Genomic DNA, 20,979 nt, shown 5'->3' with positions numbered 1-20,979 from the left:
CATCTGAAAACTTTGCCAGTGTTTGCAGTGTGACATAGCTGGTAGCACACCCAACTTTATTGCGTCCATATCTGCCTTTCCTTATCAGTATTTACGTTGTTAAGGTTATTTGATATCAGATTCTGTATGAAATTCTGAATCATAGATATTTCCACTGATAGTTAGGCACTAAAGTTCTTAATAGTCTCCCTCTTTTATAAATTTTTAAGAGATTACACAGACAAAAAAGGCCAGCTCTCAAGAGAACTGGCCTTTCTGAAACATTAGATTTTAAATCATAGGTTTAGCCACCAAAATCATCCAGCAGGATGTTTTCAGACTCTACGCCCTATTCATAAACTGCACCGAATCTCGCGCACGACCACATGGATGGAGTAAATAGAGCAATGCAGGAGCCGTTGCCGGGAGAGACTGCCCCAGAAAATAGGATTTCATTTGATTAACTACACTTAATGGCCATCGCAGCTCCTTATGCTTCGCTGACAAAAATAGTAAATGATTTGTGGCAGGAAGGAACTTTTATACGAGGACGTAGTCATAGGATTAATTCAATAATCCAGTAATTCAATGAATCACTCCTGCAACTTACATTCATTCTATATTACTTTTTCTGATCATTATTCCAACAGATTAGATATCATAAACCAATCCTGCAAACTTGATGCCCGCAGACAACGGGTGTATCAATGCATGTCTGGCCAGGCACTAAACTCTCCTTTTCCTGTTTACAACAGTCAATCAGATATCTATCAAGATGAAACAGGCAAGCTTAAATCGTTGAGTGAATACAGTATTGTATCTCTGGCAGACTTCAATGCAGAGAACTCTTCTGGAACGGGTATTCCTGAGATGCCAGAATCAGTTCTTGATAAATATGTACCCTGGATCGCTGATGATAAAGTCATTAGTAATGATATATCATCAATATCAAATCCCTCCTTTGCTCAGCAGGTATGCTTATCGGTTAGTGAGCCTGGTCAAATACCTGTCAGGCATTTGAGTCCAGATGATCAGTTAACTCATCCTCATGCCGTACTGTTTAACCGACAGGATTTATTACCTGTTACTTTTGTTAACCCAATAAACCTGAACCAAACAAAAAGTGATACGCAAACGATCCCACGGAAAGAAGTTGCTGATAGTTTTCTTTTTAAGCACCAAAGAAAGCGAATACAAGAACCTGAAAAAGAGAAAGAAATGATAAATCAGCGAAAAAGGGAGCATTATAGAGAAATGATGAAAGATCCTGAAAAGAGAGAGTTGAAAAAGCAACGCCAAAGGGAGCGAATGCAAGACCCTGAAAAAAGAAAACTTGACATTCAACGCAAAAGGAAAATAAGGCAAGATCCAGAAGAAGAAAGCTGATAAATCAGCGTCAAAGGGAACTTTATAAGGAAAGAATGAAGGATCCCAAAAAAAGAAAGATAATGAATCAGTACAAAAGGGATCGAATGCAAGATCCCGAAAAAAGAAAGCTGGAAAATCAGCGCCAAAGGAAGCGGTATAGAGAAATAATGAAAGATCCTGAAAAAAGAAAGCTGAGAAATAAGCGCCAAAAGGAGCGGTATAGAGAAAGGATGAAAGATCCTGAAAAAAGGAAGCTGGCAAGTCAGCGAAGAAGGGAGCGGTATAATGCAATGCTGAAAAATCCTGAAAAAAGGAATCTGGAAAATTAACACCAAAGGGGGCGAAGGCATGATCTCGAAAAAAGAAAACTGAATGACCAGGATAGAAATCACTGTATTGTATCTGAAACGCTGGCACTCCTTCCCTGAAATAACCGGGTCTTTATTTGATCAATACATCGCTTTATTGAACCTTGGTTCAAAAGCTGGTTAACCGGGATTTCAATGACCTCAAATCCTGCTTTTTGCAACAGTGCGATTTTAAGCAGAGTCGAACCATCCCTGGTTTTGAAATCACCACCCACGTAATGAGACGGTCCCTGAACTTCAATCACCATGTTGTGATCTGGCAGTAGCAGGTCAACCGGAGGCAGTGAGTTAAGACTTTGTTCTTCTTCAATCTTCAAAGAGGGAATGCATGATTGCAGTTGATTGCGGACGATGGTTTGAGGCTTGGAAATGATTGTCGGGTAATGGGGGACCACCGGACACGCTCTCCCAAGCCAACTTGCGGCCATGGTAATGATGGATTGTTCCTCTTCATTGTCTGGGGAGGTATTTTCCAGGCGAGTAAACAGATCATCCATGTGCGTTTCAAGCACACTATTTTTATTGGCATGGCATTCCAGAGACAACCTGGCACAGCATACCATTACTCCCCAGAGAGACATTGATATCTCTTGATGAGAGAGCTGAGGGTGTTTACTGGTCCGGCAGACAAGGGATTCAAACGTGGATGTAACCACGTTCAACTCAACCAATTCCCCCAGTTTCGCCGAGGCCCACAGCAGGTTGGCGAGACCCAGGGCATTAAACTGGTCTTTCTGTGAGTTCACCCGGGGCAACAGCGCGGCCACGGCCTCATTGAGCCCTGGTATCAGCTCCTGTCCATTATCAAACAGTTTCGCCATGGCCCACAGCAGGTTGGCTATGCCCTGAGGGTTAAATTGGTCTTTCTGTGTGTTCACATGGGGCAACAGTGCGGCCACGGCCTCGTTGAACTCTGGTGTCCGCGTCTGCCCATTGTCCACCAGTTTCGCCATGGCCCACAGCAGGTTGGCGATATTTTGAGGAATAAATTGGTCTTTCTGCGCGCTCACGAAGGGCAACAGCGCGGTCACGGCTTCTTGGAACTCAGGTGTTTGCTCCTGCCCGTTGTCTACCAGTTTCGCCAGGGCCCACAGCAGGTTGGCGATAGCCTGGGCATTGAATTGGTCTTTCTGTGTGTTCACCCGAAGCAATAGCGCAGCCACAGCCTCTTTACGTTCTGGTGTCCGCTCCTGCCCGTTGTCTACCAGTTTCGCCAGGGCCCACAGCAGGTTGGTAATACTCTGGGCATTAAACTGGTCTTTCTGTGCGTTCACGAAGGGCAACAGCGTGGCTTCAGCCTCGCTGAGTTCTGGTGCCCACTCCTGACCAATGTCCACCAGTTTCGCCATGGCCCACAGCAGGTTGGCGATACCCTGAGCTTTAAATTGGCCTTTCTGTACGCTCACGCAGGGCAAAAGCGCGGCCACGGCATCGTTGAACCCGGGTGTTCGCTCCTGACCGTTGTCCACCAGTTTCGCCATAGCCCACAGCAAGTTGGCAATTTCCTGGCGTGTAAAGTGAGCTTTCTGTGCGTTGATGGTGGGCAATAGCGCGGCTACGGCATCGTTGAGCCCTGGTGTCCTCTCCTGCCCGTTGTCCACCAGCTTTGCCATAGCCCACAGCAGGTTGGCGATATGCTGAGGAATAAATTGGTCTTTCTGTGCGTTTACCAGGGGCAACAGCGTGGCCACGGCATCGTTGAGCCCTGGTGTCCGCTCCTGCCCGTCAGACACCAGTTTCGCCAGGGCCCACAGCAGGTTGGCGATCTGCTGAGGATTCAATTGGTCTTTCTGTGCGTTCACCTGGGGCAGCAGCACGGCTACAGCCTCATTTAGCTCCGGTGTCTGTTCCTGCCCGTTGTTCACCAGCTTCGCCATGGCCCATAGCAGGTTGGCGATCTGCTGAGGAATAAACTGGTCTTTCTGTGCATTCACTCGCAGCAACAGCCCGGCCACGGCCTCCTTGATATCGGGTGTCTGCTTCTGCCCGTTGTCCACCAGCTTCGCAATGGCCCACATCAGGTTGGCGATACCCTGTGGTTTAAAGTTGGCTTTCTGTGCGTTCACCAAGGGCAATAGCGCGGCCACGGCCTCGTTGAGTTCTGGTCTTCGCTTCTGTCCGTTGTCCACCAGTTTCGCCATGGCCCACAGCAGGTTGGCAATTTCCTGTGATTTAAAGTTAGCTGTCTGTGCGTTCACGTTGGGCAACAGTGCGGCCAAAGCTTTGTTGAGCGTTGGTGTCAGCTCCTGCCCGTTTTCCACCAGTTTCGCCAGGGCCCACACCAGGTTGGCGATACCCCGGGCATTGAATTGATCTTTCAGTGTGTTCACGTGGGGCAAGAGCGCGGCCAAGGCCTCTTTGAGCCCTGGTGCCCGCTTCTGGCCGTTGTTCACCAGTTTCGCCATGGACCACAGCAGGTTGGCGATATCCTGGGCATTAAATTGGTCTTTCTGTACCTTCACGCAGGGCAACAGCGCAGCCACGCCCCCTTTGAGCTCTGGTGTCTGCTCCTGCCCATTGTCTACCAGTTTCGCCATGGCCCACAGCAGGTTGGCGATACCCTGTGGCTTAAAGTTAGCTTTCTGTGCCGTCACGCAGGGCAACAGCGCAGCCAGGGTCTCTTTGAGCCTTGGTGTTTGCTCCTGCCCGTTTTCCACCAGTTTCGCCATGGCCCACAGCAGGCTGGAAATTTCCTGTGGTTTAAAGTTAGCTGTCTGTGCGTTCACGAGGGGCAACAGCGCGGCAACGGCGCGTTTGATCTCTGATGCCCACTCCTGCCCGTTGTTCTCCAGTTTCACCATGGCCCACAGCAGGTTGGTGATACCCTGAGGTTTAAAGTCAGCTTCTTGTGTCACGTGGGGCAGCAGCGCGGCCACGGCCTCTTTAAACTCTGGTGTCCGCTTCAGCCCGTTGTCCAGCAGTTTCACCATCGCCCACATCATGTTGGCGATATTCTGAGGAATAAATTGGTCATTCTGTGCGCTCACGTGGGGCAACAACGCGGTCACAGCCTGTTTGAGTTCTGGTGTCAGCTCCTGCCCATTGTCCACCAGTTTCGCCATGGCCCACACCAGGTTGGCGACTCCACGGGCATCAATATCCCTGGCTTCAGGTTTTTGGTTGCACTTGAATATTACTACATCAAGTAGCGCTGACAATAAGGCAACTTGGGTACGTTTAAAACGCTCATCCATGGGTTTATGAGGGGTAAAAACACCTGCTGAGGTCAATGAATGAAATGTTGTCGTCAGGCTTAGCCAATTCCAGCTCCGCGTTACTGTAAAATTTTGCAGCAGACGTATCAGCTGGCTTTGTTCATCCCGATTTAAAGGTCTTTTAACAACTGACGTGTATTTTTTAATTGAACTGGCGTATCGACCATGATTTCTCCCATCATAACGATGACCGAAATGATCAGATTTACTCACCAGATCAGCCATTATTTCCTGTTTGATGAGGGCATTAAAATCTTGAGCAGGGTTGACCAAACGGCACTGTAGATGTTGAGAAGAGCGTACACCAGAAGAATGGTAAAATTCATTACGCCCGGTGCGGGGGGGGGATTATTCCATTGTCTGACTGTGGCATATCTATATCGCCCATGCCTTGAAGAAGCGGCATGGTCATCCGGTCGGTTGTAATCATTGTTTGATCTTGCATATTTACCACTGATACCACCAGAACTTCTATCCATAATTATATTTCATTGATTCATGAAAATATAAAAAGCAGACTGTTGTGCGGTTCATAAGTTCATTTTGCTGAAATGTTTATCCGCTACCCTGGCAACGGTCGTGCCACCGTGTATAAGGAGCTGTCCTGAAATAACTTAGATATTTCTATAGACGCTACCTGCTACCCGCCGCCCGCTTCCCGAAAAGCTGGAACCACTTGTGCTTTTGCGGGCAGCGGGTGGCGGGAAGCGGGCGGCGGCATTTTCTCAGTCTGAATAAAATGATGAAGTTATTCCGGGACAATTCCTAAGTAGGGGTCGAATCAGCGTTTTTTTCTTTTTTCCCAGGCTTGGGACCAAGCGGGTCGGGCAAAAGATCATATTCTTTTTTCAGGTATTCTTGCAGCTGAGTCCGGTGATGATCCTTCGCCCGATTTATCAGGGGAATGTAGTCACCACGGGTTCGTATGTAACCGCCCTCCTGGAGCAATTCCTGAACCAGTTTGATGCTTCCGCCCATGGCCGCTGCCGAGATGAGGGTTTCATGCTTTGTGCTGTTTTTTTCAAAGGTTGCCCCTGCACGGCGCAAGTCATTGACCAACTCGTAGTGACCGGCCGAGGCCGCGGCCCAGATCGGGGTGAGGCTGCCGACACTGTTGGCATTCACATCCGCACCCAGTTCGAGCAAGTACTTGACCAGATTGCGGTCACCGGCCAGGGCCGCAGCAAGAATCGGGGTCCCATAGCCGGTACTGTTGGCATTCAGATCCGCACCCTGTTCGAGCAAGTACTTAACCAGCTCATGGTCACCAGCTCGGGCCGCAACCCAGATCGGAGTATCGTATCCTGAACTGAATGCATTGACGTTAGCACCCTTTGCAACCAGAAAACTCACAATATCACGGTGGCCTTTTTTGGCTGCAATCCACATCGGGGTGTTACGGCCTGTTTTGCAACCGTCAAGGTCAGCACCGTTCTCAACCAGTAATGTCACTATATCAAGGTGTTTCGAACTGGCTGCCAGGTACAGGGGAATGTTAAAGCTTTTCATAGAGCCGTTGACGTTTACACCGTGTTCAATAAAGTACTTCACTACGTCAATGTGCCCCCCAACGATGGCTGCATCGATCGGGGTGTCGCAGTTTATGCAGATATCTTCACTGACGCCTGCCTGATGCAGGTAGCTTACAACGTCAACATGGCCATATTTGGCTGCTTCCATGATCGGTGATGCAAAGAGCTTGTCGGTCCTTGCGCCTTTCTCATGGAGGTAGCGCACCAGCTCAAGATGACCCTCCCCGGCTGCTGCGGCAATGGGGCATGCATGTACCTTCCAGTTCATATTGATATCCGCGCCCTGATCAAGCAAGGCTTCCACGGCCTCCTTGTTGCCAGCTCGGGCTGCCTCAACCAGTTGCTCGCTCAGCTTTTTCTGTTGCTCGCTCAACGCTTTGGAGGTGGTCAGGGCGGACGACATCATGGGCTCGACAATTTTTTCCGGTACGATCATCTTTCTTGTTTTTTTACCCGTTGCGGGCTGGCTGGAATGTTCAACCGGGAGTGGTGTTGCGCGTTTTGCTGCCGTTTTTTTGCGTTTGCTTTTTTTGTCATCGGCCTGAGCAGGTGCCGGAGATGAAGAGCTGGCAGCAGTCGTGTGTTCACCTCTGATATTCATGGTCTTGAAACCTCTGTTTGTATTTACTTAAACAAGACAATCAAATTTTGTTTTTTATCCCGGTCAAGCAAAAAAAGCCTGTCGCTCGGCCGATCCCGAGGATTTATTGAAGAGTGATCTTTGTTAAGACATAAGTAGTTAACCAAATGAAATCATAAATCTTGAATTGCTTCAAAAGATAGAACCAAGCCAGTTGAAGTCTAATAACCAGAACCAGCTGAACAAGCATGAATTAAGACAAAAAAAGTAACAAACCGTTCATTAATTGCTCACAGCTCCGGACTTGAAGGTCTCCCTTACCCGGCTCTTCCTATCCAACCGCTGACACACAGCCCGGTCTTTCCCTGGCGATAATCCCTGCCTTCCAAAATATCTCTGCTACGCTTCTCCTGCCTTCCCATGGTCATCCACCATTAGTCAGGAGATCTGATGAATACTGCTATTTCGCCAGCCCCTGCAGTCCCTTTCGTTTTGAATGATTCCTGCCCCGTGTGCCTGCAGACATTTGCTGATCAACAAGAAATCACCGTTGCCACTTGTCAGCATCGATATCATGAACAGTGCATCACTCCCTGGCTGAACAACTCTAAAGGGATTGCCCAGCGCAGTGTCGATGTTGTGCAGCAGGTACCTGGTCATGGCAGTGCAGCGGAATCACTGCTTGACCAGGCCGCTGTTCTTGATGAACCCCTGCAATGCTGTCGTTCCGGGGATATGGAGGCGTTGTCTGGCTGGCTGGATCGGGAGCCCATGCTGGCCCGCCAGAGCTTTAACTCAGCATTTTACGGCGGCCATGTCACGCTGCTGCACATTGCTGCCCAGACGGGCAATGAGGCGTGTGTACAGATGCTTGTTAACCATAATTCCAATGTCAATGCCGTCTCCTCTGCCGGCGTGACACCCCTGCACTTTGCCGCAGGATATGGCCACGAGCAGTGTGTCAAAACATTGGTCAATAATGGTGCCAATATGAATATCCGGGACAGAATAGGCAGAACCCCCCTGCACACTGCTGCCCTGCATGGTCAAGTGACGTGTGTGGAGCGTTTTCTTGAATTCAGGGCGATTGGCAATGAAATTGACCTGTTTGGCACTACCCCCCTGCATCTCGCAGCCATGATGGGGCATGATGCCTGTGTGGCAGCCATACTCTTCACCGGACGCAGAGAGAAGAACGGTGAGAGGAGTTGGGTGAAGTATGAAGAGAATATAGATGCCACCTGTAATCATCATCATACGGCACTGCATCTTGCCGTTCTTAATGGTCATGACAAGTGTGCTCAAATCCTGCTTGATCATGGTGCCAATGTGAACGCCATTCTGAACAAGGGCAAGACACTCTTGCATGTTCTCACCCGCAGTGGCCCCATCGATTTCTTGCAAGTGCTCCTTGATCAAGGGCTGGATGTCAATGCCAAAGACGACAATGGACAGACAGCCCTGCACATTGCCGCCCTTGGTGGCGGTGTGAATTTTATGGAACTGTTGCTCAATCGCAATGTCAACCTGCTTGACGCCAGGGACAACGACGGCTCTACTGCCCTGCACCTGGCAGCCCTGGCTGGCAAGGCCCGGTGTGTGGAATTACTGCTGAACCGGCAGGCAAACGTCAACTGCCAAAACAACAGGAACCTGTCACCCCTGAGCAACGCTGCTCATCAAGGGTATCCAGAGTGTATAAAACTTTTACTGGCTCATGGTGCCGGGTTTCTTGAAGCCAGCACCATCCTTGGCTGGTCGCCACTGCACAGTGCTGCTGACAATGGGCATGTTGAATGTGTGGAGCTTTTGCTTGGTGCCGGGCATAACGTCAATGCGGTCAACCGTGACGGTATAACCGCTCTGCACCGGGCCACCCAGACTCCCCAGCGGAATTCCGTGGACATCCTGATCAGGCATGGTGCCAATATCCATGCCCTCACAGAGGGCCACAATACCCCCCTCCATAATACGACCCTGTTCGACAGTGTGGAGTATCTGCAGACCTTGATCAGGCTGGGGGCTGATATCAATGCCAGGACTCTTTATGGCTTGACGCCTCTGCATATTGCTGCCCGGGAAGGGAGTGTGAAATGTATGAAAGTCTTGCTTGAGCATCAGGCGCTGATCATAAGCTCGCAACGCGGAGGGGGATGGACGCCCCAGCATTTTGCCAGCAAATATGGTCACAGCGAATGCCTTCGGTTGCTGTTGATGGACAAAAGGACGAGCATTAATCCAAAGGATAAGATGGGCCATACCCCCCTGCATATCGCTGCCCAGTTTGGCAGGATTCCCTGTATGACTGTACTGTTGAATCACAAAGACTCGGTGCATATCAATGCCAGGAGTAATAAAAAATTGAGCCCCTTGCATATAGCCGCACAGTTGGGCCAGTTGGAAAGTGTCGAGCTTCTTTTGGCTTACAAAGCGGATATCAACTTCAAGAATAAACGTAGCCAGACTCCCCTGCACCTGGCCACCATAAGCGATCAGAGGCAGTGTGTGCAGGTTCTGGTCGACAACAATGCCGATATCACTACCCTGGATGATAACAACTACTCACCCCTATGCCACGCTGTCCGCCTTGGTTATACCGCATGCATGGAGCTGTTGCTTGATGCGATGGAAAAGACTGGAATTTCCCTCAGTCAGTTGCAGGGAGGGATATCTCTTTTGCATATCGCTGCCCAGTGTGGCCAGATCGACTGTGCCCAGATCCTGGTTAACAAAGGGATAGATGTTAATAACAGGTCGGCTGCAGGCTTTACGCCCCTGCACATGGCCATAAAGAAAGACAAGGTAGAAAGTGCACAATTCCTGCTCCATATCGGGGCAAATATCCATGCGACCACCAGCACAGACGAGACGGTGCTGCATGTTGCGGTTAAGGGAAATGCCGTTGGGTCTTTGCCCGTCCTGATCGATAGCGGTGCTGATATCCATGCCAGGGATTGCCATGGCCAGACACCCCTGGAGCTGGCCAGGAAGAAACAACGTAAGCAGCTGATCTTGATGCTCGAGAAGGCAGAACAATTCCTGGGCCAAAATCCTGACCATGATGAAGGGCAATTGTCGTGCATTGATGCATTGAGTAGTGGTCTATGACCGTGGTGTATGAAGCGCTTTCAGGCCCAACCCTCATCGTCGCTGGCTTGTTCAATCCAGTCCATGGTGTCGTGTTCCAGTTTATCGGACTTGAGCACGGCAGATTGTCGCTGACACTCCAGATCGAAGCCCTTGCCCCGTGTATCAGGAACCCGGATCTGTAAAGGGCGCAAACCAGCCTGGCGCAATGTTTCTCTGTGACTTTCTACACGTTTCCAGGTGGTTTTGGACTGGTTAATATTGGTAGACATAACGCCTCCGTGGCTAAGTTTTCATAATGGTGGTTATGTCACATGCAACGTAGCAGGCAGGGCATTAAGGTCAAGTTACTGAAAAAGACGAACCACCGAAACATCCGGATCCCGACTGGCACCAGCATCCCTCAGAGCCTGCAGGTACTCATCCCACATCGCTTCTTTGTTATGACACAGCTCATGGAGGTAGCCCCAGTCATAAATCCCACTGTTATGCCCATCATCAAACACCAACTTGATGGCGTATTGGCCAACCATTTCCACGCCGGTGATGGCCACATTCAGTTTACCGGTCTGCAAAACAGGGTTGCCATGACCACGAACCTCGGCAGATGGGCTTAATACCCGGAGAAACTCCGCTTCCAGCTGGAACGTGTCATGACCAAACTGAATCTCCAGGGTTTTGGAGCGTTTATGCAGTTTAATGGCGGAAGGAATTGGGGTAGTCATTTTCGGGCGGGGGTTCCACTCATAGAAAAGAGTAAGAGAGTGAAAGGAGTGACCAACTGACCACTCCCTATCAAACATCAGAGGATATAACGACTCAGGTCTTCATCCTGAACCAGTTCACCCAGGTGTTTATCAACATAAGCCGCATCAATCTTCAGTGGCGCGCCATCCTGGGCAGAGGCCAGATCTGCTGCACCAAAGGACACTTCTTCCAGCAGACGCTCCATCACTGTATGGAGACGGCGGGCACCGATATTCTCCGTACGTTCATTCACCTGCCAGGAAACCTCCGCCAGGCGGCGAATGGCATCCTCGGCAAACTCGATATTGAGCGACTCTGTGGCCATCAGCGCCTGGTATTGTTCCGTCAGAGACGCATCCGGCTCGGTCAGAATACGCATAAAGTCTTCAGAGGAGAGCGCTTTCAGTTCAACACGGATGGGCAGACGTCCCTGCAGCTCCGGAATCAGATCGGAAGGCTTGGCCAGATGGAACGCACCGGAGGCAATAAACAGAATGTGATCTGTCTTCACCATGCCGTATTTGGTAGAAACGGTACAACCTTTGATCAATGGCAGCAGGTCACGCTGCACACCTTCACGGGAGACATCGGCATTGGAAGCCCCGGAGCGCTTGGCCACTTTGTCAATTTCGTCAATAAAGACGATACCGTTCTGCTCAACAGCATCAACCGCCTTGGTCTTGAGCTCGTCTTCATTAACCAGCTTGGCTGCTTCTTCCTCCTGAACCAGACGCATGGCATCCTTGACTTTCAGCTTCCGTTTTTTGGATTTGCCGGTATTCAGGTTCGAGAACATGTTCTGCAGCTGGCTGGTCATCTCTTCCATGCCAGGAGGAGCCATGATTTCAACACCCATGGCCGCTTCACGCACATCAATCTCAATCTCTTTATCGTCCAGGTCACCTTCACGGAGTTTTTTGCGGAACACCTGACGGGTTGAGTTGTCCTGGGGCTGAGACGACTCTTCACCAAAAGAACGGGGAGGCGGCAGCAGGGCATCCAGAATGCGCTCTTCAGCGGCATCCAGCGCACGGTGACGAACGCGCTCCATCTCCATCTCACGGAGCATTTTGATGGCAGCATCCATCAGGTCACGGACAATGGACTCGACATCGCGGCCCACATAACCCACTTCGGTAAACTTGGTGGCTTCCACCTTGATAAACGGTGCATTGGCCAGTTTGGCCAGACGACGGGCAATCTCGGTTTTACCAACGCCGGTGGGGCCGATCATCAGAATATTTTTCGGGCTGATCTCGTTACGCAGATCTTCATTCAACTGCATTCTGCGCCAGCGGTTACGAAGGGCAATGGCTACAGCGCGTTTGGCCTCGTCCTGGCCAATAATATGTTTGTCCAGCTCATGGACAATTTCACGGGGTGTCATATCTGACATATCAGAAACTCGTTAGATCGCTATTGTTTCAAGCTGCAGGAAGCTCTTCGATGACTTGGTTTGAGTTGGTGTAGACACAGATATCTGCGGCGATACCCAGACTCTTTTCAACGATATCCCGGGCACCCATTTCTGTGTTGTGAAACAGTGCCTTGGCAGCTGCCTGGGCATAAAAACCACCGGAACCGATGGCCAGGATGCCATCTTCCGTCTCCATGACATCGCCATTACCAGTGATGATCAGAGAGGCCGTGGCATCAGCAACAATCAGCATGGCTTCCAGACGTTGCAGGGCCCGCTCGGTTCGCCACTCTTTGGCCAGCTCAACCGCTGATTTGGTCAGTCGTCCCTGGTGTTTTTCCAGCTGGGCTTCAAAACGCTCAAACAGAGTGAAGGCATCAGCGGTACCACCGGCAAACCCGGCAATCACTTTACCTTTATGCAGTCGGCGTACTTTGTGGGCGTTGCCCTTGATTACGGCATCACCCAGCGAAACCTGGCCATCACCACCGATCACGACACTGCCGCCACGACGCACCGACAGAATAGTTGTGCCACGATACTGTTCCAAGGCTCGCTCCTTAATAAAAAACGGATAACAGTGCCTTATATGGGGCAGGGAAATAAATTATCAAGAGGGGCGGAAGAGAAAACCCGCCCGCAATGGTGCTTTTTCTATTTCAACTGTAACAAAAGACTATCAATGTTTTTGCTGGCCAGCACTTCCTGGGCATTGTGCAGTGAGGCCCGGTCGGTAAATGGTCCCAGCTGCACCCGGTGCCAGGTTTCCCCTGTGCCAACACTGACTTTCTCGACTTTGGGAGTCAAACCTTCCAGCAGCAATTGCGCCCTGAGTCGCTCGGCATCCTTGTCGCTGCGGAAAGAACCGGCCTGCAGAAGATATTTTTTAGCGCTGGCTGCCGGTTTCTGATCCGGCTTACTCTCTGTTTTTCTGGCAGAGACCGGTTCCGGTTTCAGTTCCGGCTCCGCAATGGATACCGTCACTTCCGACTCGGGCAGCAGGGTATAAAAATCAAACACCGGCTGATTATCTTTTTTCTGTTCATCCCCGGACGATGACTGGACCTGCCCGGCGACGCTGCGCACATCTTTGACAGAGGGCGTCAGCCCTGCCAGAAAAGCAGCAAACACACCAATAACCAGACCTGCCAGCAGCCAGGCCCAGTTGGGCAGAGACACACCTGATTTACCGGCATTGGTCGATTTACTGGCTCCCCGCCTGCTATTGTTTGATCTGGATGTCATATCTCTCAACTTATCTATTGTCAGGTCTGTGTTTGTCCGGCTGTTTATGAACACACCCGGATAAAGATACCATTTTCTCCAGCCTCACTGGTATAAGTTCAAGCACAGCGATTGCTTCTATTGAGACAAATGGCCTTTTTCGATAGCATTCCCGCCATTTAAATTCCAGCGAGTTTTAACCAAGGACTCATGCATGAATATTCTCAAGCTGCTTGAAGACAAAGTCATCAAAGCGCTTATTGCTGCGGATGCTCCGGAGGAGACCCCGGCCATGGTTCGTCCCGGCGCACGGGCAAACTTTGGTGATTACCAGTGCAACGCCGTAATGGCTGCGGCCAAAAAAATGGGGATGAACCCACGGGAACTGGCACAAAAAGTGATCGACAATCTGGACCTTGATGGCATTGCCAGCAAGGTTGACATTGCCGGACCCGGTTTCATCAACATTCATCTCGCTCCCCAATGGCTGGCCAGCAGTCTTCAGTCTGCCGTCCACGATCCCCGGGCCGGTGTTGCACAGACCGACAACAGGCAAACCGTGGTGGTTGATTACTCAGCGCCGAACGTTGCCAAAGAGATGCACGTTGGCCACCTGCGCTCCACCATTATCGGTGACTCAACCGCCAGAACCCTGGAGTTTCTCGGACACAAGGTAATCCGCCAGAACCACCTGGGGGACTGGGGTACGCAATTTGGCATGCTGATCGCCCACCTGGAAGAACTGGAGAAAGAGAACCAGGAAGCCATGAGCATGGAGCTTTCTGACCTGGAAACGTTCTATCGCGAAGCCAAGAAGCATTTTGATGACAACCCGGACTTCGCCACCCGCGCCAGAAGCTATGTGGTCCGCCTGCAGGCCGGCGACGAGTACTGCCTGAAGCTGTGGAAAAAACTGGTGGATACCACCCTGTCACACAACCAGGATACCTACGACCGCCTGAATGTCTCACTGACCGCTGCTGATGTGATGGGTGAAAGCGCCTATAACGACAGCCTGCCCGTGATTATCCAGCTGCTGGATGAACAGGGACTGTTAAGCGAAGACAGCGGTGCCAGGGTTGTCTTTCTGGATGAGTTCAAAAACAAGGATGGCGACCCAATGGGCGTCATCGTCGAGAAGTCCGGAGGTGGTTTCCTTTACACGACCACCGACCTGGCGGCGATCCGTCACCGCTGCCATACCCTGAACGCCGATCGCGTTCTCTATTACGTAGATGCACGCCAGGGACAGCATTTCGACCAGGTATTCACCATTGCCCGCAAGGCAGGATTTGCGTCTGGCCACGCGTCACTGGAACACCACGCCTTTGGCATGATGCTGGGCAAAGATGGCAAACCGTTCAAGACCCGTGCCGGCACCACCATCAAGCTGGCAGACCTTCTGGACGAGGCGGAAGAACGCGCAGCAGCCCTGATTGCCAGTAAATCCGGCGACCTTTCAGAAGAGCAGAAGGTGAATGTGATCCGCTCTGTGGCCATTGGCTCGGTAAAATATGCGGACCTTTCCAAAAACCGGACCAGCGACTATGTTTTTGACTGGGATAACATGCTGGCCTTTGAGGGCAATACCGCACCTTACCTGCTCTATGCCTACACCCGGATCATGAGCATCTTCCGCAAGGCCGGTATCAGCGAGTCTGACCTCACTGGTGATATCCTGCTTGAGAACGATGCTGAACGGGAGCTGGCCCTGCTGCTGTGCCGCTTCAGCGAAACCATTGAATCCGTTGCCAGAGAAGGCCTGCCACATCAGCTTTGCGCCTATCTGTATGACATCTCCGGTGCCTTTATGAAGTTCTATGAAGCATGCCCGGTGAACAGGGAAGGCGTTTCTGAAGACCTGCGCAACAGCCGCTTGCAGATCTGCGCCCTGACCGCCAGAACCCTGAAGCTGGGTCTTGGCCTGCTGGGCATTGAAACCGTCGAGCAGATGTAATAATACCCGCCTGACACCCAATGTCAGGCCCTCTATCGCCTTATTTGCAATTATTTTGCCCAATTAGCCAACATTGGCGGAACTTTTCCGAAACCTCATAGTCTAGAACAATAGTTCAAAAGAATTTTAATAAGGAGGTCAACCATGAGTGGTTCTGCCATAACAAACGGAATAGTCCGATTTACCAAAAGGCTTATCGGTTCTTCCGAGCCCGTGTCTCGACCCTTAGCCATGTATATAGCTGGACGTATTGGCGGAGGTATAACTGTGCAGTTTGGCCCCAGGGCTGTTAAAGCTGTTGTCGACTATACAGTTACTGGCTTTTTTGCAAAGCGGCTTTGCTGTCTATCAGCAAATGCGTTTTTGGGCCCATACTATTACCCTGCCGGCCAGGTGATATTTTCCGGCCTTGCAGCAGTAAGCCCCGGGCCTGTAACGATTGCCGATAAAATTACTCCATACTTCTACCATCAGCGTTATCTGGCCGAGCTTGACAAAAGCGACTTTGACCCGACGCGATTGGAAGCTGAAGATGTGGAACTTGAAGGAGTGGAAGAGGGCTATGTAAATTACACCTACGAGTCCCTCCCTGTTGATGAGTCTACTTACTGTTTCTTCAACAAGGAAGATGCTGAAGGCATGCCACCCTTGCTTCCCCTCAATGGCAAGCCTGAGTTTGAAATGGAGGTATTCAAAACGGTCGAAACAGATGCTTCCGGGGATGATAATGCTGCACTGTAGCCAAAATATGGATCATCAGCCTATTACCGGGCTTGATGATCCATTCCGTTTTTCGGTATTTAACGCTAAGACTCCAGCAGAAATGTCACCGGCCCATCATTGAGCAGGGAGACTTTCATATCTGCACCAAAGCGGCCGGTGGCAACATTGTGATGCAGAGCTTCAGCCCGCTCAACAAAGTAGTGATATAGCTTTTCTCCCTGCTCAGGAGAGGCTCCGGCGCTGAAACCCGGGCGCAATCCTTTACGGGTATCCGCAACCAGGGTGAACTGGGAAACAATAAGCAGGCCGCCCCCCACATCGCGCAAACCAAGGTTCATCCTGCCCTGATCATCACTGAAAATTCGATATTTCAACACTTTATCCAGCAGTTTATCCGCCAGAGCCAGGTCATCCCCTTTTTCGACACCCAGCAACAGAAGAATGCCGGAACCGATTTCTCCGACCGTTTCCCCATCCACCACCACGCTGGCATGACTGACCCGCTGAATCAAAACTTTCATCGATGCATCTCGAGTTGTTTTTCCAATATGCTCTTATGGAGCCAATCTTCGGGCAAAATCATCCGTTGCCCTGACCAGTGCATCCACAATGCCCGGCTCACAGGAAGCGTGACCGGCATCCCGGATAATCTGCAAATCTGCTTGCGGCCAGTGATCCGCAAGCGCCTGCGCATTATCCAGCGGACAGATCATGTCATAACGCCCATGCACGATCACGCCGGGAATGGCTGATATCAGATTCATCTTCTCGATAATCTGATTCGGGTTAATGAAGGACTTATGTTTAAAGTAATGACATTCTATCCGCGAAAGGGATAAGGCCAGGTGTGGATCAGCAAAGTGATCCACCAGTTCATGGTTGGGTCGCAGAGTTGCCGTATTGCCCTCCCACAAAGACCAGTGCTTGGCAGCATTCATTCTGGCCAGTTCATCCTCGCCAAACAGCCGCTGATAATAAGCTTCCAGAAGATCACCTCGTTCACCTTCCGGTATCAGCTCCAGAAAGTGCGCCCAGTGATCCGGAAATACTCTGCTGGCTCCCTCTTTATAAAGCCAGTCAAGATCCTGTTGCCGGGAAAGAAAAACTCCCCTGAGAACCAGTCCTGACACACGCTTCGGGTGCGCCTGAGCATACAGCAACGAAAGTGTTGAGCCCCAGGAGCCGCCAAACACCAGCCACCGCTCAACGCCCAGGTTTTCACGAATCAACTCCATGTCTTCAATCAGTGCAGTGGTATTATTGTGATCCAGTTCAGCATGAGGCTGGAGCGGCCACTCCCCCTCTGATCAAAAAGAATAATCCGATACTTTTCCGGATCAAAAAAACGGCGATCCTGCTCTGTACAACCGGCACCCGGTCCACCATGCACGAAAAGAACCGGTAGCCCATCCTGAGAACCACACTCTTCAATGTATATCTCATGAATATCATCAACTTGCAGGTGCCGGGTAGCGTAGGGCTTGATGGCAGGATACAGGGTGCGCATGGAAAATCCTTTCAGGAAAACACCAGAACAATGCCTAACCTTAACCTTAAACGGTTATTGCGGCAAAGGGCACGTCGTCACTTTTAAAAACATAACTTGAACTAATTCGGCGGCAACCTGTCTGAGACTTAGAACATAAACATCCTCTACTGATAACACCACGCCATTCAGCTACGTACACCGACCTCTCAGGAGAGGGTAATAAAACAGCAACAGCCCGAAGAATATGAAATACCAACCTGGAAAAGTAATTAAAACAATTGTGGTCTTTTTGATCATCCTAATGGCAATACCCGCCAGAGCATCCCGGTACTTCTCTGATGATGATCAAATAATGATTCAGCAATGGGTAGCCAGGACGGGCTTTAAGATTTACTCAACCAATCCTGAAACCCAACAGCATGATCGCTGGCAATATACCCTGACGGCTTTACAAGCCCTGCATACCTGTCGACCCGAACAATTTTATCACTATCTTTCACAACTGCTTATTTCGGCGGGCAGAACGGCGGATGGTGAGCTGCAGCAACTGCTTCAGCCAGCATTGAATCTAAATAAAAAAGAGAAAAACGTCTTTGAAACGTTCATCCATGAGCAGAGCAAGGATGACCTCGCGGCTTGGTTAAGCCATCACACGGAACTGGATAAGCATCTCGTCCGTGATGACGAACTCTATAACAAGCTGTTTGAACTATTAACCAGAACCACCATTAGCAACACCCGGGTTTGCCCTGAAATGTTAATGCTGGAGAACTTCAAGAGGGTTAAGGAGAAGCGGCATGCGGTTTTGCAATGCATCGCCCTGTCAGCAAATCTGTATATTGTTGATATCGATATCAGCCACAACCGAATAGCCACCAGCAAAATACTGGGTCCGGGGCCCATCAGCACCGATCTGACGTCCTCGCCAGCAGTGGTTCTGGACAATAGTGAAGACCTGTTTGCAACCATTCCTGAACTCTACGACAACCCGCACATCAACCCGGTCATATTACTCACCTCACCGTTGGAATACGGTTTTCTGGTCTCTCACCGACTGAGCCAGAAAAGCAACAGGCCCCCGGTATCTCCCCTGACAACGTCCGACATTGAACAAATGCGACAGCGCTACAAGGCAAATAAAAACAAACGGGTTAAACATGAAAAGAAAAGACACTTTTTAGCGGAAGGAAAACGTAACCCTCACTTTCTGGAAGGCTGGATAGCATCACCGGGTTATACCTTTGTGGCATGCCTTGTTATTGCAGCGATTATTACTCAGCTAACGACCACAGTCCCATACCCCGGCAACCCCTGGTTAGGGCCATAAGAAACCCCACACTAAGTGGGGTTTTGCATACAGTATTGCAGTTATTCGCCAGTATTACTTCGAACGACTTGCACGCTTACGCTCATGTTCCTTCAGGAACTTTTTGCGAATACGGATATGGTTGGGCGTCACCTCAACCAGCTCATCGTCATCAATAAACTCCAGGGCCTGTTCCAGAGAGTGGCGAACCGGCGGTGTCAGAATGATGTTCTCATCGGTACCTGCGGCACGAATGTTCGTCAGCTGCTTGGCTTTGGTGGGGTTTACCGTCAAATCGTTATCGCGACTGTGCAGACCGATAATCTGGCCTTCATAAACATCAACGTTGGGGTTAATGAACAGACGGCCACGCTCCTGCAAGCTGAACAACGCATAAGCCAGCACCTTGCCATTCACCATGGAGATAAGAACCCCGTTGTTGCGCTGGCCAACTTCCCCACCCTTGACTTCACCGTAGTGATCGAAGATGGAGGTCAGGATACCGCTGCCTGAAGTCATGGTCAGGAACTGCGAACGGAAACCGATCAGACCACGGGCCGGCATAATGAAGTCAAGACGCACACGGCCTTTGCCATCCGGCACCATATCTTTCAGTTCAGCACGACGCTGGCCAAGCTCTTCCATCACCGGTCCCTGGTGCTGTTCTTCAATGTCCACCACCACGTGCTCAAAGGGCTCCTGCTTAACGCCGTCAATTTCCTTGACCACCACCTGTGGACGGGAAACCGCCAGCTCAAACCCTTCCCGACGCATGGTTTCAATCAGAACAGACAGGTGCAGTTCACCACGGCCGGATACCTTGAACTTATCTGCATCATCGCCCTGCTCAACGCGCAGCGCTACGTTGGAGATCAGTTCGCGATCAAGACGCTCACGGATATTACGGGAGGTAACGAATTTGCCATCCTGACCAGCAAACGGAGAGTCATTCACCTGGAAGGTCATGCTGACTGTTGGCTCATCAACCGTCAGCGGTGGCAGCATTTCCGGACGTTCAGGATCACAGATCGTGTCAGAGATGTTCAGCTTATCAATACCGGTAATGCAGACAATGTCACCGGCACGGGCTTCCGCCACTTCAACACGCTCAAGCCCCAGATGCCCCATGACCTGCTGCACTTTGGCCTTACGCTGCTTGTTGTCACGATCCACCAGTACAATCTGCTGACCAGGCTTCAGTACACCACGGGTAATACGGCCAATACCGATAACACCGACGTAGCTGTTGTAATCCAGGGCACTGATCTGCATCTGCAAAGGACCGTCAACATTGACCGGTGGTGCAGGCACACGCTCAGTAATCATCTCAAACAGCGGTGTCATATCTTCAGCCAGATTGTCCGGATCATGACCGGCAACACCGTTCAGTGCAGAGGCGTAAATCACCGGGAAGTCCAGCTGCTCATCCGTAGCGCCCAGACGATCAAACAGATCAAACACCTGATCCATAACCCAGTCAGGGCGAGCACCCGGACGATCAACCTTGTTGATTACTACAATCGGGCTCAGACCCTGCTCAAAGGCCTTCTGGGTAACAAAGCGGGTCTGTGGCATCGGACCATCAACGGCATCCACCAGCAGCAGAACCGAGTCAACCATGGAGAGCACCCGCTCAACTTCACCACCGAAGTCAGCGTGTCCCGGGGTATCAACGATATTGATATGGAAATCTTGCCACTCAATCGCGGTGTTCTTGGCCAGGATGGTAATACCACGTTCTTTTTCCTGGTCATTGGAGTCCATGATACGCTCAGCGCCCTGATCCTTACGACCCAGAGTACCTGACTGCTGCAGCAGCTTATCCACCAGCGTAGTCTTGCCGTGGTCTACGTGGGCGATAATGGCAACGTTTCTTAACTTATTAATTTCCAAAACTTATTCCGCCTTTCAAAATCTTTAAATCTTTTTCGTACACATATTTGTACACACTTTTAAATCTGTCTGCTCCAGGAGGCCGAGCAACTAA

Annotated in this window: 18 protein-coding genes; 6 read left to right on the top strand and 12 right to left on the bottom strand. The window is 50.6% G+C overall.

Annotated elements, in window-relative coordinates; translation table 11 throughout:
• Positions 1-690 precede the first annotated feature (690 nt).
• Positions 691-1,365, top strand: coding sequence for a hypothetical protein (locus tag O3276_RS21990; RefSeq protein WP_269673223.1), 675 nt, complete (start codon positions 691-693; stop codon positions 1,363-1,365).
• A gap of 62 nt (positions 1,366-1,427) precedes the next feature.
• On the top strand, positions 1,428-1,676 hold the full coding sequence (locus O3276_RS21985; RefSeq protein ID WP_269673222.1) for a hypothetical protein: 249 nt from the start codon (positions 1,428-1,430) through the stop codon (positions 1,674-1,676).
• A 59-nt stretch (positions 1,677-1,735) separates the two neighbouring features.
• Here O3276_RS21985 and O3276_RS21980 read toward each other — a convergent pair whose 3' ends face one another.
• The 3 genes from O3276_RS21980 to O3276_RS21970 all read right to left on the bottom strand — a co-directional run bounded on the left by O3276_RS21980 (position 1,736) and on the right by O3276_RS21970 (position 7,063).
• Complete coding sequence (locus O3276_RS21980; RefSeq protein ID WP_269673221.1) at positions 1,736-5,155, bottom strand: RAP domain-containing protein; 3,420 nt, start codon at positions 5,153-5,155, stop codon at positions 1,736-1,738.
• Positions 5,155-5,409 (bottom strand): hypothetical protein, encoded by a 255-nt coding sequence (locus tag O3276_RS21975; protein WP_269673220.1) that lies wholly within the window; start codon positions 5,407-5,409, stop codon positions 5,155-5,157. The genes O3276_RS21980 and O3276_RS21975 overlap by 1 nt, the downstream gene beginning before the upstream one ends.
• Before the next feature lie 286 nt (positions 5,410-5,695).
• A complete protein-coding gene (locus O3276_RS21970; protein WP_269673219.1) occupies positions 5,696-7,063 on the bottom strand; it encodes an ankyrin repeat domain-containing protein in 1,368 nt (455 codons plus the stop codon).
• Positions 7,064-7,492: 429 nt separating this feature from the next.
• Between O3276_RS21970 and O3276_RS21965 the strand changes: the two genes are divergently transcribed.
• Positions 7,493-10,150 (top strand): ankyrin repeat domain-containing protein, encoded by a 2,658-nt coding sequence (locus O3276_RS21965; protein ID WP_269673218.1) that lies wholly within the window; start codon positions 7,493-7,495, stop codon positions 10,148-10,150.
• Between the two features lie 20 nt (positions 10,151-10,170).
• On the opposite strand, the gene O3276_RS21960 is transcribed toward O3276_RS21965, so the two are convergent.
• From O3276_RS21960 to O3276_RS21940, 5 genes are all read right to left on the bottom strand, one after another.
• Positions 10,171-10,401 carry an antitoxin MazE family protein gene (locus tag O3276_RS21960; protein WP_269673217.1) on the bottom strand — a complete coding sequence of 77 codons (231 nt, stop codon included), beginning with the start codon at positions 10,399-10,401 and terminating at the stop codon, positions 10,171-10,173.
• A gap of 75 nt (positions 10,402-10,476) precedes the next feature.
• Positions 10,477-10,854 carry a gamma-butyrobetaine hydroxylase family protein gene (locus O3276_RS21955; protein ID WP_269673216.1) on the bottom strand — a complete coding sequence of 126 codons (378 nt, stop codon included), beginning with the start codon at positions 10,852-10,854 and terminating at the stop codon, positions 10,477-10,479.
• Between the two features lie 77 nt (positions 10,855-10,931).
• A complete protein-coding gene (gene hslU / locus O3276_RS21950) occupies positions 10,932-12,272 on the bottom strand; it encodes an ATP-dependent protease ATPase subunit HslU (protein ID WP_269673215.1) in 1,341 nt (446 codons plus the stop codon).
• A gap of 28 nt (positions 12,273-12,300) precedes the next feature.
• Positions 12,301-12,843 carry an ATP-dependent protease subunit HslV gene (gene hslV / locus O3276_RS21945; protein ID WP_101749044.1) on the bottom strand — a complete coding sequence of 181 codons (543 nt, stop codon included), beginning with the start codon at positions 12,841-12,843 and terminating at the stop codon, positions 12,301-12,303.
• A 104-nt stretch (positions 12,844-12,947) separates the two neighbouring features.
• Entirely contained in the window at positions 12,948-13,538 is a 591-nt protein-coding gene (locus O3276_RS21940; RefSeq protein ID WP_269673214.1) for an SPOR domain-containing protein, read from the bottom strand.
• A 193-nt stretch (positions 13,539-13,731) separates the two neighbouring features.
• Between O3276_RS21940 and argS the strand changes: the two genes are divergently transcribed.
• Positions 13,732-15,474 carry an arginine--tRNA ligase gene (gene argS, locus O3276_RS21935; RefSeq protein WP_269673213.1) on the top strand — a complete coding sequence of 581 codons (1,743 nt, stop codon included), beginning with the start codon at positions 13,732-13,734 and terminating at the stop codon, positions 15,472-15,474.
• Positions 15,475-15,618: 144 nt separating this feature from the next.
• Positions 15,619-16,215 carry a hypothetical protein gene (locus O3276_RS21930; protein ID WP_269673212.1) on the top strand — a complete coding sequence of 199 codons (597 nt, stop codon included), beginning with the start codon at positions 15,619-15,621 and terminating at the stop codon, positions 16,213-16,215.
• Between the two features lie 65 nt (positions 16,216-16,280).
• Here the strand turns inward: O3276_RS21930 and dtd are convergent, their stop codons facing one another.
• The 3 genes from dtd to O3276_RS21915 are packed head-to-tail and all read right to left on the bottom strand — an operon-like array spanning position 16,281 to position 17,704.
• Positions 16,281-16,718 (bottom strand): D-aminoacyl-tRNA deacylase, encoded by a 438-nt coding sequence (gene dtd, locus O3276_RS21925; RefSeq protein ID WP_269673211.1) that lies wholly within the window; start codon positions 16,716-16,718, stop codon positions 16,281-16,283.
• Between the two features lie 33 nt (positions 16,719-16,751).
• Positions 16,752-17,432, bottom strand: coding sequence for a prolyl aminopeptidase (pip, locus tag O3276_RS21920; RefSeq protein ID WP_269673210.1), 681 nt, complete (start codon positions 17,430-17,432; stop codon positions 16,752-16,754).
• Positions 17,433-17,440: 8 nt separating this feature from the next.
• Positions 17,441-17,704 carry an alpha/beta hydrolase family protein gene (locus O3276_RS21915; protein ID WP_269673209.1) on the bottom strand — a complete coding sequence of 88 codons (264 nt, stop codon included), beginning with the start codon at positions 17,702-17,704 and terminating at the stop codon, positions 17,441-17,443.
• 283 nt (positions 17,705-17,987) lie between these two features.
• Here O3276_RS21915 and O3276_RS21910 point away from each other — a divergent pair, with 283 nt between their 5' ends.
• Positions 17,988-19,013: a hypothetical protein gene (locus tag O3276_RS21910; RefSeq protein WP_269673208.1), complete on the top strand. Its 1,026-nt coding sequence runs from the start codon at positions 17,988-17,990 to the stop codon at positions 19,011-19,013.
• Between the two features lie 54 nt (positions 19,014-19,067).
• Here O3276_RS21910 and typA read toward each other — a convergent pair whose 3' ends face one another.
• The gene (typA, locus tag O3276_RS21905; protein WP_269673207.1) at positions 19,068-20,885 is read right to left on the bottom strand and encodes a translational GTPase TypA; all 1,818 of its coding nucleotides are present in this window, start codon (positions 20,883-20,885) and stop codon (positions 19,068-19,070) included.
• Between the last annotated feature and the right edge of the window lie 94 nt (positions 20,886-20,979).

Origin of the sequence: Endozoicomonas sp. GU-1 (assembly GCF_027366395.1) — a bacterium.
In the GTDB taxonomy this organism is placed as follows: Bacteria; Pseudomonadota; Gammaproteobacteria; order Pseudomonadales; family Endozoicomonadaceae; genus Endozoicomonas.
This window is presented reverse-complemented; position numbering and strand designations above follow the sequence as displayed.

Bases quoted from the DNA above. Each gene is read 5' to 3' on its own strand.
- O3276_RS21940 (WP_269673214.1), bottom strand. From the start codon at position 13,538: ATGACATCCAGATCAAACAATAGCAGGCGGGGAGCCAGTAAATCGACC.
- O3276_RS21975 (WP_269673220.1), bottom strand. From the start codon at position 5,409: ATGGATAGAAGTTCTGGTGGTATCAGTGGTAAATATGCAAGATCAAAC.
- O3276_RS21980 (WP_269673221.1), bottom strand. From the start codon at position 5,155: ATGGCTGATCTGGTGAGTAAATCTGATCATTTCGGTCATCGTTATGAT.
- hslU (WP_269673215.1), bottom strand. From the start codon at position 12,272: ATGTCAGATATGACACCCCGTGAAATTGTCCATGAGCTGGACAAACAT.
- pip (WP_269673210.1), bottom strand. From the start codon at position 17,432: ATGGAGTTGATTCGTGAAAACCTGGGCGTTGAGCGGTGGCTGGTGTTT.
- O3276_RS21985 (WP_269673222.1), top strand. From the start codon at position 1,428: ATGAATCAGTACAAAAGGGATCGAATGCAAGATCCCGAAAAAAGAAAG.
- O3276_RS21910 (WP_269673208.1), top strand. From the start codon at position 17,988: ATGGCAATACCCGCCAGAGCATCCCGGTACTTCTCTGATGATGATCAA.
- O3276_RS21955 (WP_269673216.1), bottom strand. From the start codon at position 10,854: ATGACTACCCCAATTCCTTCCGCCATTAAACTGCATAAACGCTCCAAA.
- dtd (WP_269673211.1), bottom strand. From the start codon at position 16,718: ATGAAAGTTTTGATTCAGCGGGTCAGTCATGCCAGCGTGGTGGTGGAT.
- O3276_RS21970 (WP_269673219.1), bottom strand. From the start codon at position 7,063: ATGAATATCAGAGGTGAACACACGACTGCTGCCAGCTCTTCATCTCCG.
- O3276_RS21930 (WP_269673212.1), top strand. From the start codon at position 15,619: ATGAGTGGTTCTGCCATAACAAACGGAATAGTCCGATTTACCAAAAGG.
- O3276_RS21915 (WP_269673209.1), bottom strand. From the start codon at position 17,704: ATGCGCACCCTGTATCCTGCCATCAAGCCCTACGCTACCCGGCACCTG.
- O3276_RS21965 (WP_269673218.1), top strand. From the start codon at position 7,493: ATGAATACTGCTATTTCGCCAGCCCCTGCAGTCCCTTTCGTTTTGAAT.
- O3276_RS21960 (WP_269673217.1), bottom strand. From the start codon at position 10,401: ATGTCTACCAATATTAACCAGTCCAAAACCACCTGGAAACGTGTAGAA.
- O3276_RS21990 (WP_269673223.1), top strand. From the start codon at position 691: ATGTCTGGCCAGGCACTAAACTCTCCTTTTCCTGTTTACAACAGTCAA.
- argS (WP_269673213.1), top strand. From the start codon at position 13,732: ATGAATATTCTCAAGCTGCTTGAAGACAAAGTCATCAAAGCGCTTATT.